Below are 12697 nucleotides of genomic sequence, written 5' to 3'. Positions count from 1 at the left end.
ATGGCGTCCTTCAATTCCGTCGCGGTAATCGGCGGTGGCGCCTATGGCACCGCGCTCGCCTGCGCCGCGGTGCGCACCGGCCGCAAGGTCGTGCTCTATGCGCGAAGCGCCGAAAGCGCCGCGCAGATGCAGACGACGCGAAACAATCCAAAACTACCCGGCGTGAGCCTCGACAGCAGCATCGGCGTCACGGCCGACATCGCTGCCGCGGCGCGCGCGGACATCGTCCTGCTTGCGACGCCTGCGCAAAGCTTGCGCGAAGCCGCGGCGACGCTAGCGCCGCACCTCAAGCCAAAGACACCCGTCGTCGCCTGTGCCAAGGGTATCGAGCGCGGCACCCACCGGTTCATGACCGAGATCATTGCCGAGACCATACCGGAAGCAATCCCGGCGATCCTGTCGGGACCGAACTTCGCCGACGACGTCGCGCGAGGCCTTCCGACCGCCGTGACGCTTGCGGCAAGGGACGAAAAGCTGGCGAGCCGTCTGGTGCAGGCGCTGGGCTCATCAACCTTCCGGCCCTATCACACCACGGATGTTCGCGGCGTCGAGATCGGCGGCGCGGCCAAGAACGTGCTGGCGATCGCAGCCGGGATCGTCGTCGGCCGCCAGCTCGGCGCCTCGGCGCTGGCCGCACTGACCACGCGCGGCTTCAGCGAACTCGCGCGCCTCGGCCGCGCCTGCGGCGCGCGCAGCGAAACGCTGGCGGGCCTGTCGGGTCTCGGCGATCTGATCCTGAGCTGCTCCAGTCCGCAGTCTCGCAATTTGGCATTCGGCATCGCGCTTGGGCGCGGCGAGCCGCCGAACCGCGGCAAGCTCGCCGAAGGCGAATTCACCGCACCGGTCTTGATCGAACTGGCGGCTTCGCAGAACGTCGATATGCCGGTATCAAATGCGGTCGCGGCGATCCTCGGCGGCAAGGTGACGATCGACGCGGCGATCGAGGGCCTGCTGACGCGGCCGTTCAAGGCGGAGGAATGACGATGGCGTACTGGCTGGTGAAATCCGAACCGTCGGCCTGGTCATGGGACCAGCAGGTCGCGAAGGGAGCAAAGGGCGAAGCCTGGACAGGCGTGCGCAATTTCACCGCGCGGCAGAATCTGGTGAACATGAAGAAGGGCGACAAAGCCTTCTTCTACCATTCCAACGAGGGCAAGGAGATCGTCGGCATCGCGGAGGTCATCAAGGAAGCCTATCCCGATCCGACCGACAAGACCGGCAAATTCGTCTGCGTCGACATCAAGGCCGACAAGCCGTTGAAGACCCCGGTGACGATGGCCGCGATCAAGGCTGACAAGAAGCTCGCCGGCATGGCGCTGGTGAAATATTCGCGGCTGTCGGTGCAGCCGGTCACGGCGGAAGAGTGGAAGCTGGTCTGCAAGATGGGCGGGATGTAGCGCGCGTCACTGCGTAGGACCGCCATTGAGTAGGGTGGCAAAGCCAACGGCTTCTACGAGAGCTACGTTTTACGCAGCAGCCGCCGCCGTCACCACCTGCGCCAGCAGCGCTTCGCGTTTCGCTTGCGTTCGGTAGCCCTTCATCGTCGCGGCAAAGCGCTCGAGGATGCCGTCTTCGAACGCGGTGACGATGGTGTCGTGGACGTAGCTCTTGCGGCAGATCGCCGGCGTGTTCGAGAGTTCGTCGGCCGCCGCGCGCACGGCTTCGAGCACCTGCTTCTTGCGGCCGCGCTCACTTGCTGCGGGTGTAATCCGCGACAGCGATTCCAGCACCACGGCCGATGCCATCAGCGTGCGGAAATCCTTCAGCGAAATCTTGATACCGGCGATCTCGCGCAGGAACGCATTCACGGCCGTGGTCGAGGCGGCGCGCACGACGCCAGACCTGTCGCGGTACTGGAACATGCGCTTGCCCGGCACGGTGCGCAGGATGCCGATCGCGCGCACCAGCTTGGCGGCGTCGCATTCCTTGCGCACGGCCTTGCCGCCCTTGGCCTTGAAGGTGAGGACGAGGCAATCGTCCTCCAGCGTGACGTTCGATTTCAACAGCGTGGTGGCGCCGCGGGTGCCGTTGAGGCGGGCATAGGATTCATTGCCCGGACGGATGGCGGTGCGCGCGATCAACTCGATCACGGCCGAGAGTGCGAACTCCCGCGTCGGCTCCTCGCCCGACAGATACGCAGAGACCTTCCGCCGGATCTTGGGCAGCGCCGCGACCAGTTTGGCCAGGCGGTGCGCCTTGCGGTGCTCGCGAACCTTTTCCCAATCGGCGTGGTAGCGATACTGCAACCGGCCAGCGGCATCGAAGCCGACCGCCTGCAGATGCGAGTTCGGATCGGCCGAATAGCGAACGTCGCGATAGGCCGGCGGCACCGCCATCGAATGCAGGCGCCGGATCGTTCCGGCGTGGCGGATCTGCGTGCCATTGGCGCGAATGAATGAATAACTTTTTCCGCGCTTGATGCGGCGGATGGTCAGGCCGTTTTGATCGCCGAGTTTGAGGCCAAGTTCCTGTGCCAGTGCTTCGACGGAGGCGATGATGTGCGGCTTTGCCGCGGACGATTTGGACGGTTCCTTTGGCAGTTGCCCGAGCGCTTCGGCCAATGCAACGGCAGGATCGGCGGAAACGGGCCGCGTAGCCTCGAAATTCTGCTGATCCATCATATGCGTTGTCGCCCTACTCCGCCTGTTTCGCCGGTAATGCCGTTTGTTATGGCTTGTTCCGGGAGGCCGCCGGCCCCGGGGAGGCCATTTAGGGGGTAACGAACCACTTTGCGAGTCCCGATTCCGTCATTGACGGTTATTAGATACCGGCCATGGGAGCCATTCCGCCGATAACGTTGATTTGCCCTGAGCGGGACCCGCGAAAATGACCTGACTTTGATCCGCGACAAGGCCGGAAACCGGCTGGCCGACCAAGGTCGCACACGTTCCGCCTTGTCCGGGCATCGTCCCGCGACGCATAATCGCTGCAACAATCAGGGACGACTTGTGGCCGCCGAGCATCCGGCCGCAATGAGTGGGAGGGTAAACATGTCCGAGAAGATCTACGACGTATCCGCCGATTGGGCCAAACGCGCCTATGTCGATGACGCCAAGTACCGCGAAATGTACGCCCGCTCGGTCTCGGACCCCAATGGTTTCTGGGCCGAACAGGCCAAGCGCATCGACTGGATGAAGCCCTTCCACAAGGTCGAAAACGCCTCCTTCGCCCCCGGCAACATCTCGATCAAATGGTTCGAGGATGGCGTCCTGAACGCCGCCTGGAACTGCATCGACCGGCATCTCGACAAGCGCGGCGATCAGACCGCCATTATCTGGGAGGGCGACGATCCCTCGCAGTCCAAGCATATCACCTATCGCCAGTTGCACGACGAAGTCTGCAAGATGGCCAACATCCTGCGCACGCGGAACGTCAAGAAGGGCGACCGCGTCACCATCTATCTGCCGATGATCCCGGAAGCCGCCTATGCAATGCTGGCCTGCGCGCGGATCGGCGCCATTCATTCGGTGGTGTTCGCCGGCTTCTCACCGGACAGCCTCGCCCAGCGCATTACCGACTGCCAGTCCAAGGTCATCATCACCGCCGACGAGGGACTGCGCGGCGGCAAGAAGGTGCCGCTTAAGGCCAATGTCGACGCCGCGATCGAGAAAGCGGGTGGCGTCGATTGGGTCGTCGTCGTGAGACACACTGGCGCTGCCGTCGACATGAATCCAACGCGCGATTTCTGGCACCACGAAGTGGCCAAGCTGGTGACGACGGAATGCCCGTGCGAGCACATGCACGCGGAAGACCCGCTGTTCATCCTCTACACATCGGGCTCCACCGGTCAGCCGAAGGGCGTGCTGCACACCACGGGCGGCTATCTCGTATACGCGTCGATGACGCATCAATACGTGTTCGACTATCACGACGGCGACATCTTCTGGTGCACCGCCGACGTCGGCTGGGTCACCGGCCACAGCTACATCGTCTATGGGCCGCTGGCGAACGGCGCCACCACGCTGATGTTCGAGGGCGTGCCGAATTACCCTGACACCTCCAGGTTCTGGAACGTCATCGACAAGCACAAGGTCAACATCTTCTACACCGCACCGACCGCGATCCGCGCGCTGATGCAGGGCGGTGACGAGCCGGTGAAAAAGACCTCGCGCAAGAGCCTGCGGCTGCTCGGCACCGTTGGCGAGCCGATCAATCCGGAAGCCTGGGAATGGTATTATCGCGTGGTCGGCGAAGGCCGCTGTCCGATCGTCGACACCTGGTGGCAGACCGAGACCGGCGGCATCCTGATCACGCCGCTGCCGGGCGCCACAAAACTCAAGCCGGGTTCGGCGACGCGGCCGTTCTTCGGCGTGGTGCCTGAGATCGTCGATGCCGACGGCAAGGTGCTCGAGGGCGAAGTCACGGGCAATCTCTGCCTCATCAAGTCCTGGCCCGGGATGATGCGCACGGTCTATGGCGACCACGCCCGTTTTGAGCAGACCTATTTCTCGACCTACAAGGGCAAGTATTTCACCGGCGACGGCTGCCGCAGGGATGCCGACGGCTATTACTGGATCACCGGCCGCGTCGACGACGTCATCAACGTCTCCGGCCACCGCATGGGCACCGCCGAGGTCGAAAGCTCGCTGGTGGCGCATGCCAAGGTGTCGGAAGCGGCTGTGGTCGGCTATCCCCACGACATCAAGGGCCAGGGCATTTACGCCTATGTGACGTTGATGGCCGGTACCGAGCCGACCGAGGAGCTGCGGAAAGAGCTGGTCGCCTGGGTGCGCAAGGACATCGGCCCGATCGCGTCCCCCGACCAGATCCAGTTCGCACCGGGCCTGCCGAAAACCCGCTCCGGCAAGATCATGCGCCGCATCCTGCGCAAGATCGCCGAGGATGAGCCCTCCAGTCTCGGCGACACTTCGACGCTCGCCGACCCCGCCGTGGTCGATGACCTCGTGAAGAACCGGCAGAACAAGAAGTCGGCGCCGGCGTAGAACGACGCTATAGCAAGCCTCTCGTCCCGGGACCCCCGGGACGAGGCGAGTGCCGAATTTTGCGGCAATCCCATCGCTCACGCGTTTGTCAGTGGCGAGCCCGCCTCACGGGACTCTTCGCCGCTGCGTGTTGTTTTACGGTCATTTACTTTATTTCGAACATTCCCTTTGTTCCCTCCATCGAAAACAATCTCGAAGGCTGGCGTTGAAACCAGCCGGTCAGTTCGTGCGACTAAACTGAAAACGGGTGGACGAGACAGCGGGCCGTCAAGGCTTGAAAGGACATTTTGAGGGCCCCTGAGAGGGCGGGCAGAGCGGAGCTGGGGAATGTCAAAAAGGATTGCGGTGGCGTTGGCCGCCACCTTGGCTGCGGGCACTATGATGTCGTCGCAGGCACAAGCGGGGCCGGAGCTGGTCGATGTCAGCGGCGAATACGCGCCGGGCACGATCGTGGTGAAGACCGGCGAGCGACGTCTCTATCTCATTCTCGAATCCGGCCGCGCCATGCGCTATCCGGTCGGCGTCGGCAAGGCCGGCAAGCAATGGTCGGGCACCACAAAGATCGACGGCAAGTATCTCAACCCGGCCTGGTCGCCCCCGAGCGAAGTCAGGCGCGACAAGCCTTATATGCCCGACGTGATTCCCGGCGGCTCGCCGCGCAACCCGATGGGCGTCGCGGCGATGACGCTGGCCGGGGGGGAGTATGCCATTCACGGCACCAACGTGCCGGGCTCGGTCGGCGGCTTCGTGTCCTACGGTTGTATCCGCATGCTCAACGACGACATCTCCGATCTCTATCAACGCGTGCCGGTCGGAACCACCGTGACCGTCACGCGCTGATCGTCCCACATCATTTTCACCTGAAAAAGCTGCGCCTTGGCGCAGCTTTTTTGTTTCGGTAGTTCTGCAGAACGCGGTTTTGCGGAACTCTCCCTGTAGTTGTACGGGGTTTAGTTTTTACGTTTGGTTTAGTTGTATGTCGCCTACTGCTTCAACTGCAAGGGGAGCGGCGCGCCATGGGACGGTTCAAGTTTCGTATCGGTACAAAGCTGGGTCTGACGGCCGGTATCGGCGTCATTTTGGTGGGCGGCATTCTGACCAACCAGATGCTCGGCCACCGGTCGATTGTGGAATCCAACCGCCTGGTCATCATCAACTACCTCAACAAAGGCAATGCGCAGGCGACGCAGACGGCGATGGCGCGCGCGCAGCTCGCCGCTCTCGAGATCGGCTCCGCGCCGTCAGTTGCAGAGGTTGACAAGTTCCTCGAGATTCTCCGCACCCACGCAACTGAAGCCGGGACCGAAATCAACGCCGCAATGGAAAGGGCGACGCGGAAGGTCACACAGGATGCCTACCGGGAGACCAAGAGATTCGCGGATGCCTATCTGGCCAGTGCCGTCGAGCTGGCGACGGCGCAAAAGGCCGTCATCGGCGCTGCCGCCGGCGACGCCAAGGCCGCGGCCGAAACGGCGAAGGCGAGCATTCTCACAGGGCGTATGCGCCCGGCGGCCCAGGAAGTCAGCAAACGCATTGACGACTTGGTGGGCGTCGCCAACGAATTCGCGGCGCGACGCAGAGGCGAGTTGCTGGCGGAACTGGATCGTGTCGCCAACTTCGCGTTCATCGTCGGCGCATTCGTCATGGTGATGTTGATCGCCTCCGCGGTTTTTTCGGTGTTGAGCATCGCCCGCCCGATCCGGCGTATCGGCGACGTGCTCATGCAACTCGCCGGCGGTAATAAGGCCGTCGAGATTCCCTACACGGCCCGCGGCGACGAAGTCGGTGACAACGCCCGCGCGGCCCACACCTTCAAGGATAACCTGCTCCGCATCGAGCAGATGGAAGCCGAGCGGAAGGATCAGGAAGCCGCTGCGGCCGCACGACGCAAGTCGGAAATGATCAAGCTTGCCGACGCTTTCGAGTCCGCCGTCGGCGGCATCGTCAGCACGGTATCGTCGGCATCCCAGCAGCTCGAGGCCGCCGCCGGCACTCTGTCGGGCACCGCTGAGCAGACGCAGCAGCTCTCCGGCTTGGTCGCCGCGGCTTCCGAGGAGGCTTCCACCAATGTTGGCGCGGTGGCTTCCGCCGCCGAGGAGATGAGCACGTCGGTTGTCGAGATCAGCCGGCAGGTCCACGATTCCAGCCGCATTGCGAACGAGGCCGTGAGGCAGGCGGAGCAGACCGACCTGCGCATCAATGAACTGCTGAAGGCAGCGAGCCGGATCGGCGACGTCGTCAAGCTCATCACCGCGATCGCGGAACAGACCAACCTGCTGGCGCTGAATGCTACCATCGAGGCTGCGCGCGCCGGCGAATCCGGCCGCGGCTTCGCCGTGGTGGCGAGCGAGGTGAAGGCACTGGCGGCTCAGACGGCCAAGGCCACCGACGAGATCGGCGCACAGATCATGGGCATGCAGGCGGCGACCGAAGACGCGGTCAGCGCGATCAAGGAGATCGGCGCCACCATCGCCAGGATTTCGGACATCTCGACGACCATCGCTGCAACCATCGAGGAGCAGGGTGCCGCAACGGCCGAGATCGCCCGCAATGTCAGCGAAGCAGCCAAGGGCACCGCCGAGGTCGCGGAGAGGATCACCCAGGTCAACTCCGGCGCGAGTTCCACCGGTTCGGCCTCGGCCCAGGTGCTGGCATCGGCGCGCTCACTGTCCAGCGAAAGCGGTCTCTTGAGGGCGGAGGTCGAGAAGTTCCTCAACACTGTGCGGGCCGCCTGAGCCGCCAACAAGGCAGCGAGCACACGTTCGGCGCTCGCTCGATATACGCAGCACGCCCCGGGATTGTACGGGTTTGACCGACACTGTCGAACAACTATAGGTTGGCTGAGAAGCCACAAGCAACCTCGCTTGCGGAACCTGCCTCAGTGAGCCTCCCGACATGAACATCCACGCGACCTCAGCCGATTCGCTCGAACGAATCGCCGATCTGGTTCGGCAACAGCACAGTTCCCTCGACACCATGCTGCTTTCGCCAGTTGGCGAATTCCAGACCAGGACCGTCGCGCTCGAAACCTTGATGCGCGAAGTGACGGAGTGCCTTGCCGAGAACTTCCGGCATCGCCCGGCGCAAGACTTCCCGATGCTTTATTTCGCATGCGGCAAGGCCCGGGTCGGATCGACAGCTCTGAGCAACCTGTTCGGCATGATCGGGATGCCTTCATACTATCAGCCGCTGAAGGCGATCCTGCGCGATGCGCTCGTCGGCCAGTCGCTGACGCCCTGGATCGTGCCGTCGGCGACCGATGAGCCTGACATCTTCAGCAAGGAGACGATCGGGCCCTACGTGCTCGCCGAGAGCCTGTTCAATCCGCTGCAGCTCTTGATCGAGGCGGGCTATCCGCAGGCCCGGCTGCACCTCATCATGCTCGATCGCGAGCCGGCGAGTGCGCTGGCGTCATGGATCGAGAAGCTGATCTCTCGCGCGCCGGAAAGTACGTTGCTACAGCATTATGTCATCGCCGCGCTGAGCGCGGTTCGGGTGGAAAGCTACGCCAAGCGACAGGGCGTTCCGGTCACTCACTACGTTTACGAGGTGAGCAAGGAGGCCATATCGTCGGTCCGTGTCCTGTTCGACCGCCTTGGCCTTTCGAGCAGCTTTACCGAAAATGCCGTGACGTCGTGGCGGGAGCCGGGACAAGCGCAGGTGAACAACGCGCGCGTCATCTTCCCGAGCGAAGCGACGATTTACAAGGTGCCCAATCTACACACCTCCGATAGCGCCTATCGCTACCAGTGCCGCGCAACGGCCTCGCTGAGCGAAGCCCAACTGGACATCCTGGAGCGGTGCGGGGTCAATGATGCCTATCGCGCCTCGGTTGCGGCGTGTGTTCGGGATCTTGGCCTGAGTGCGGCCACGTCGGAGCGCTTGTTCGGCGATTGGTTCGCCGCGGCCGCGTGATCGCCATGCTGGACATTCGCACGATCGCCGAGCCAGCCCTCCCTGGAAGGGCTGGCAAGCAGCCCCGCACCGCCACCAGCCATCTGCAGCGCCTGGAGTCCGAAAGCATCCACATCATACGCGAGGTGGCGGCCGGATTCCGTAAACCCGTGATGCTCTATTCCGTCGGCAAGGACTCCTCGGTGCTCTTGCACCTGGCGATGAAGGCGTTCTATCCCGGCAAGCCGCCGTTTCCGCTGCTGCATGTCGATACGACCTGGAAGTTTCGCGAGATGATCGCGTTTCGCGATCAGCGCGCAAGCGAGCTTGGGCTCGATCTGATCGTCCATGTCAACGCCGACGGTCTGAGGCAGGGCATCGGCCCGTTCAGCCACGGCTCGGCGCTTCATACCGACGTGATGAAGACGCAGGCGCTGCGGCAGGCACTGGAAGCCGGCGGCTTCGATGCCGCGATCGGCGGTGCGCGCCGTGACGAGGAGAAATCGCGCGCCAAGGAGCGCATCTTCTCGCATCGAAGCGCCACGCACCGCTGGGACCCGAAGCAGCAGCGGCCGGAGCTGTGGAGCCTGTACAACACCATGCTCGCGCCCGGCGAGAGCATGCGGGTGTTTCCGCTGTCGAACTGGACCGAGCTCGACGTCTGGGAATACATCCTGATCGAGAACATCCCGATCGTGCCCTTGTACTTTGCCGCGCGGCGGCCGGTGGTCGAGCGCGACGGCGCGCTGATCATGGTCGACGACGAGCGGATGCCGCTGCGCGCTGGCGAGCAGCCGATGTGGCGCTCGGTGAGATTTCGCACGCTCGGCTGCTATCCCCTGACCGGCGCAATGCCGTCGACGGCGGCCAACCTGCCGGAGATCGTCCATGAGATGATGATTTCGCGAACGTCCGAACGGCAAGGACGCGTCATCGACCGCGACTCGACCGCGTCGATGGAACGGAAAAAAGCGGAGGGCTATTTCTGATGTCTTATCACGAGGCGCCCGCGGTAGCCGTTCTCGACGCGTTGCAGCTCGGGCAGGATGACCGGCCGACGCTGCGCTTCGTCACCTGCGGCAGCGTCGACGATGGCAAGAGCACACTGGTCGGCCGCTTGCTCTACGATTCGAAGACGCTGCTCGACGACCAACTGGCGGCGCTCGCCTCCGAGAGCAAGGTCGCCGGCACCACCGGCGACGATCTCGACTTTGCGCTTTTGGTCGACGGCCTGCAGGCGGAGCGCGAGCAGGGCATCACGATCGACGTCGCCTACCGTTTCTTCGCCACCCAGCGCCGCCGCTTCGTCGTCGCCGACACGCCGGGCCACGCCCAGTATACCCGGAACATGGCGACCGGCGCGTCCGCTGCCGATCTCGCGGTGGTGCTGATCGACGCGCGCAAGGGCGTGATCACGCAGACCCGCCGCCACAGCCATATCCTCACGTTACTCGGCGTGCGCCACGTCGTGCTGGCCGTCAACAAGATGGATCTGGTCGGTTTCGATGCCGATCGTTTTGCCGCGATCGCCGCCGACTATCAAACGCTCGCGACCCGCCTCGGCATTCCGCAGGTTCAATGCATTCCCGTCGTGGCGCGCGACGGCGACAACATCTTCGCCGCGAGTACGCGGATGCCCTGGCACGACGGGCCGACGGTGATGGCGCATCTGGAGACGGTCGACGTGACCGGCGACATCGCAGAGCGACCGTTCCGGCTTCCGGTGCAATGGGTGAACCGGCCGAATGCGGAGTTTCGCGGCTTCAGCGGGCGAATCGCCAGCGGCACGGTGCGCATAGGCGACGCGATCAGCGTGCGGCCGTCCGGCCATCTCACCCATGTCGCCGGCATCATCACCGCCGCCGGCGAGCAGGACCACGCCACAGCCGGCCAATCGGTAACCCTCACGCTGACTGAGGAGATCGATGTCAGCCGCGGCGATGTGCTGACCGCGGGCGCCGCGCCGCTGGTATCGGATCAACTGGCCGCGCATCTCGTCTGGTTCGACGGCGACGCCATGCTGCCGGGCCGCCGCTACGTGCTCAAATGCAGCACCGCCTCGACCGGCGCGGTCATCTCGACGCTAAAGCACCGCGTCGCGATCGACACCATGGAGCATCAGGCCGCCACCACGCTCGCCGCCAACGAGATCGGCTACGTCAATCTTAGCCTCGACCGTCCGCTGGTCTGCGAGGCCTATCGCGAGGATCGCGAGCTCGGCAGCTTCATTCTGATCGACCCGATCAGCCACCGCACGGCGGCGGCAGGCATGATCGATTTCTCGCTGCGTCGCGCCACCAATATCCGCCGGCAGGCGCTCGACGTCGACAAATCCGTGCGCGCCCGTCTCAAGCAGCAGCGGCCCTGCGTGCTCTGGTTCACCGGCCTGAGCGGCGCCGGCAAGTCGACCATTGCCAATCTCGTCGATCGCCGCCTTGCCGAACTCGGGCGCCATGCCGCGCTGCTCGACGGCGACAATCTTCGTTACGGCATCAACCGCGACCTCGGCTTCACCAGCGAGGCGCGGGTCGAGAACATCCGCCGCGTCGCCGAGATCGCGGCGCTGTTCGTCGATGCCGGCCTGATCGCGCTGGTCTCGCTGATCTCCCCGTTCCGCGGCGATCGCGAAACGGCGCGGCGCCGGCTCGACGACGGCGAGTTCATCGAGATTCATGTCGCGACATCGCTGTCCGAATGCGAGCGCCGCGATTCCAAGGGACTCTATGCCCGGGCGCGCGCCGGCGAGTTGCCGAACTTCACCGGCATCGACCAGGCCTACGAGACGCCGCTTGCACCGGAAATCACCATCGACACGTCGGAGATGTCGGCCGAAGCGGCCTGCGAGCGCATCATCGCTTACTTGCGGGAGCATCGTTACCTGTAGCGGTCGCGCACCATCCGTTGCGGTGACCGCCGCCATAGCCGCGCGCATGGCCTGCCGCGAGCATGGCCGCCGAAACGTTCCCGGTGCGCCGGGTCGCGGCCTCCGCCACGACCCTGCCGCTATATTTGTCCGGTCCAATGTTGAAGATCGTGACGCCGCCTTCGCCGAGCAGCGCGCGCAGGGCACCGGTCGCGGCTTCCGCCATCTGCAATTCCCCAAGGCACGATGCCTTCAATTCGGGCGCGTCGATGCCGCGCAGGCGTATGCGCGTGGTCGGCTCAACGCCGGGCGACAAATGCACCCGCGCCTCAAACGTGTCGCCATCGATGGTCCGGATGACATCGACGGGATGGCGCACGTCAGGACTTCCAGAGCGCTTCCAGACCATCTCGGCATCACGCGCCGCCTGGCTGCCGGCGAAGTCAGGCAACGACCAGCGTACCCAGTCTCGCACCGGCCGCGTCGTCGCCGCCGCGACGCAAAGCACGAACATCCACGGCAAGGCCGCCGCAAACCAGCGGCGCCGCGGACCCCGGCGCGAGGTCCGGTAAGCATTTATCTTCTCGTACGGAGGCATATTCCCGACTAAGGGCTGAGTCGGGCCGTCCGGCAAGAGCCGGTGCCGTCAAAAATCCGAAGCGATCCCTTTGCGCTCCCAATCGCCGTAGCGGGTCGGTTCCAGGCCCTTCGGACCCTGGAATTCCTTCTGCAGCGGCATGGCGCTGGCGTCAGTGGCCTTGCGGCGCGCTTCGGCCTCGGCGAGCGCGCGCTCGGCTGCGGGCGTCAGCTTCTTTCGTTCCGCAACCGGCGCGGGGGATGAATAATTGTCGGCCATCGCAACTCTCCCATAGCACGGGATGAGCGCACAGATGACATCACAATCGAGAAATTGTCTGTGGCGATTCTTACATTTGGCATATTCGCATGCCAAATGAGCGTTTCATTTCATTGGCATGAGCCGAAACCTTTCCGCCTT

Annotated in this window: 11 protein-coding genes; 8 read left to right on the top strand and 3 right to left on the bottom strand. The window is 64.0% G+C overall.

Going from position 1 to position 12697, the window contains the following annotated elements:
- A complete protein-coding gene (locus V1278_RS03550; RefSeq protein WP_334379721.1) occupies window positions 1-981 on the top strand; it encodes an NAD(P)H-dependent glycerol-3-phosphate dehydrogenase in 981 nt (326 codons plus the stop codon).
- A 2-nt stretch (window positions 982-983) separates the two neighbouring features.
- On the top strand, window positions 984-1397 hold the full coding sequence (locus V1278_RS03545; protein ID WP_334365704.1) for an EVE domain-containing protein: 414 nt from the start codon (window positions 984-986) through the stop codon (window positions 1395-1397).
- Window positions 1398-1466: 69 nt separating this feature from the next.
- Here V1278_RS03545 and V1278_RS03540 read toward each other — a convergent pair whose 3' ends face one another.
- Window positions 1467-2621 (bottom strand): DNA topoisomerase IB, encoded by a 1155-nt coding sequence (locus V1278_RS03540; RefSeq protein WP_334365705.1) that lies wholly within the window; start codon window positions 2619-2621, stop codon window positions 1467-1469.
- A 369-nt stretch (window positions 2622-2990) separates the two neighbouring features.
- Here V1278_RS03540 and acs point away from each other — a divergent pair, with 369 nt between their 5' ends.
- The 6 genes from acs to cysN all read left to right on the top strand — a co-directional run bounded on the left by acs (window position 2991) and on the right by cysN (window position 11721).
- Window positions 2991-4943 (top strand): acetate--CoA ligase, encoded by a 1953-nt coding sequence (gene acs, locus V1278_RS03535; RefSeq protein ID WP_334379720.1) that lies wholly within the window; start codon window positions 2991-2993, stop codon window positions 4941-4943.
- Window positions 4944-5270: 327 nt separating this feature from the next.
- Window positions 5271-5783, top strand: a complete 513-nt coding sequence (locus V1278_RS03530) for a L,D-transpeptidase (RefSeq protein WP_334379719.1) — start codon at window positions 5271-5273, stop codon at window positions 5781-5783.
- Window positions 5784-5959: 176 nt separating this feature from the next.
- Window positions 5960-7678 carry a methyl-accepting chemotaxis protein gene (locus V1278_RS03525; protein ID WP_334379718.1) on the top strand — a complete coding sequence of 573 codons (1719 nt, stop codon included), beginning with the start codon at window positions 5960-5962 and terminating at the stop codon, window positions 7676-7678.
- Window positions 7679-7838: 160 nt separating this feature from the next.
- Window positions 7839-8858 carry a sulfotransferase family protein gene (locus V1278_RS03520; protein ID WP_334365709.1) on the top strand — a complete coding sequence of 340 codons (1020 nt, stop codon included), beginning with the start codon at window positions 7839-7841 and terminating at the stop codon, window positions 8856-8858.
- A 5-nt stretch (window positions 8859-8863) separates the two neighbouring features.
- Complete coding sequence (cysD, locus tag V1278_RS03515) at window positions 8864-9826, top strand: sulfate adenylyltransferase subunit CysD (protein ID WP_334365710.1); 963 nt, start codon at window positions 8864-8866, stop codon at window positions 9824-9826.
- Complete coding sequence (gene cysN / locus V1278_RS03510; protein ID WP_334379717.1) at window positions 9826-11721, top strand: sulfate adenylyltransferase subunit CysN; 1896 nt, start codon at window positions 9826-9828, stop codon at window positions 11719-11721. Before cysD ends, cysN begins: the two co-directional genes overlap by 1 nt.
- Here the strand turns inward: cysN and V1278_RS03505 are convergent.
- Entirely contained in the window at window positions 11687-12298 is a 612-nt protein-coding gene (locus tag V1278_RS03505) for a thermonuclease family protein (protein WP_442893690.1), read from the bottom strand. The two genes, cysN and V1278_RS03505, sit on opposite strands and share 35 nt — an antisense overlap.
- A gap of 48 nt (window positions 12299-12346) precedes the next feature.
- Window positions 12347-12556 (bottom strand): DUF1674 domain-containing protein, encoded by a 210-nt coding sequence (locus V1278_RS03500; protein WP_334365712.1) that lies wholly within the window; start codon window positions 12554-12556, stop codon window positions 12347-12349.
- Window positions 12557-12697: the final 141 nt, after the last annotated feature.

Source organism: Bradyrhizobium sp. AZCC 1577 (assembly GCF_036924575.1).
Taxonomy (GTDB): Bacteria; Pseudomonadota; Alphaproteobacteria; order Rhizobiales; family Xanthobacteraceae; genus Bradyrhizobium.
This window is presented reverse-complemented; position numbering and strand designations above follow the sequence as displayed.

Excerpts from the sequence above, each read along its gene's own strand:
- V1278_RS03500 (WP_334365712.1), bottom strand. The coding sequence starts at position 12,556 with ATGGCCGACAATTATTCATCCCCCGCGCCGGTTGCGGAACGAAAGAAG.
- V1278_RS03505 (WP_442893690.1), bottom strand. The coding sequence starts at position 12,298 with ATGCCTCCGTACGAGAAGATAAATGCTTACCGGACCTCGCGCCGGGGT.
- V1278_RS03550 (WP_334379721.1), top strand. The coding sequence starts at position 1 with ATGGCGTCCTTCAATTCCGTCGCGGTAATCGGCGGTGGCGCCTATGGC.
- V1278_RS03525 (WP_334379718.1), top strand. The coding sequence starts at position 5,960 with ATGGGACGGTTCAAGTTTCGTATCGGTACAAAGCTGGGTCTGACGGCC.
- V1278_RS03530 (WP_334379719.1), top strand. The coding sequence starts at position 5,271 with ATGTCAAAAAGGATTGCGGTGGCGTTGGCCGCCACCTTGGCTGCGGGC.
- acs (WP_334379720.1), top strand. The coding sequence starts at position 2,991 with ATGTCCGAGAAGATCTACGACGTATCCGCCGATTGGGCCAAACGCGCC.
- V1278_RS03545 (WP_334365704.1), top strand. The coding sequence starts at position 984 with ATGGCGTACTGGCTGGTGAAATCCGAACCGTCGGCCTGGTCATGGGAC.
- V1278_RS03520 (WP_334365709.1), top strand. The coding sequence starts at position 7,839 with ATGAACATCCACGCGACCTCAGCCGATTCGCTCGAACGAATCGCCGAT.
- V1278_RS03540 (WP_334365705.1), bottom strand. The coding sequence starts at position 2,621 with ATGATGGATCAGCAGAATTTCGAGGCTACGCGGCCCGTTTCCGCCGAT.
- cysD (WP_334365710.1), top strand. The coding sequence starts at position 8,864 with ATGCTGGACATTCGCACGATCGCCGAGCCAGCCCTCCCTGGAAGGGCT.
- cysN (WP_334379717.1), top strand. The coding sequence starts at position 9,826 with ATGTCTTATCACGAGGCGCCCGCGGTAGCCGTTCTCGACGCGTTGCAG.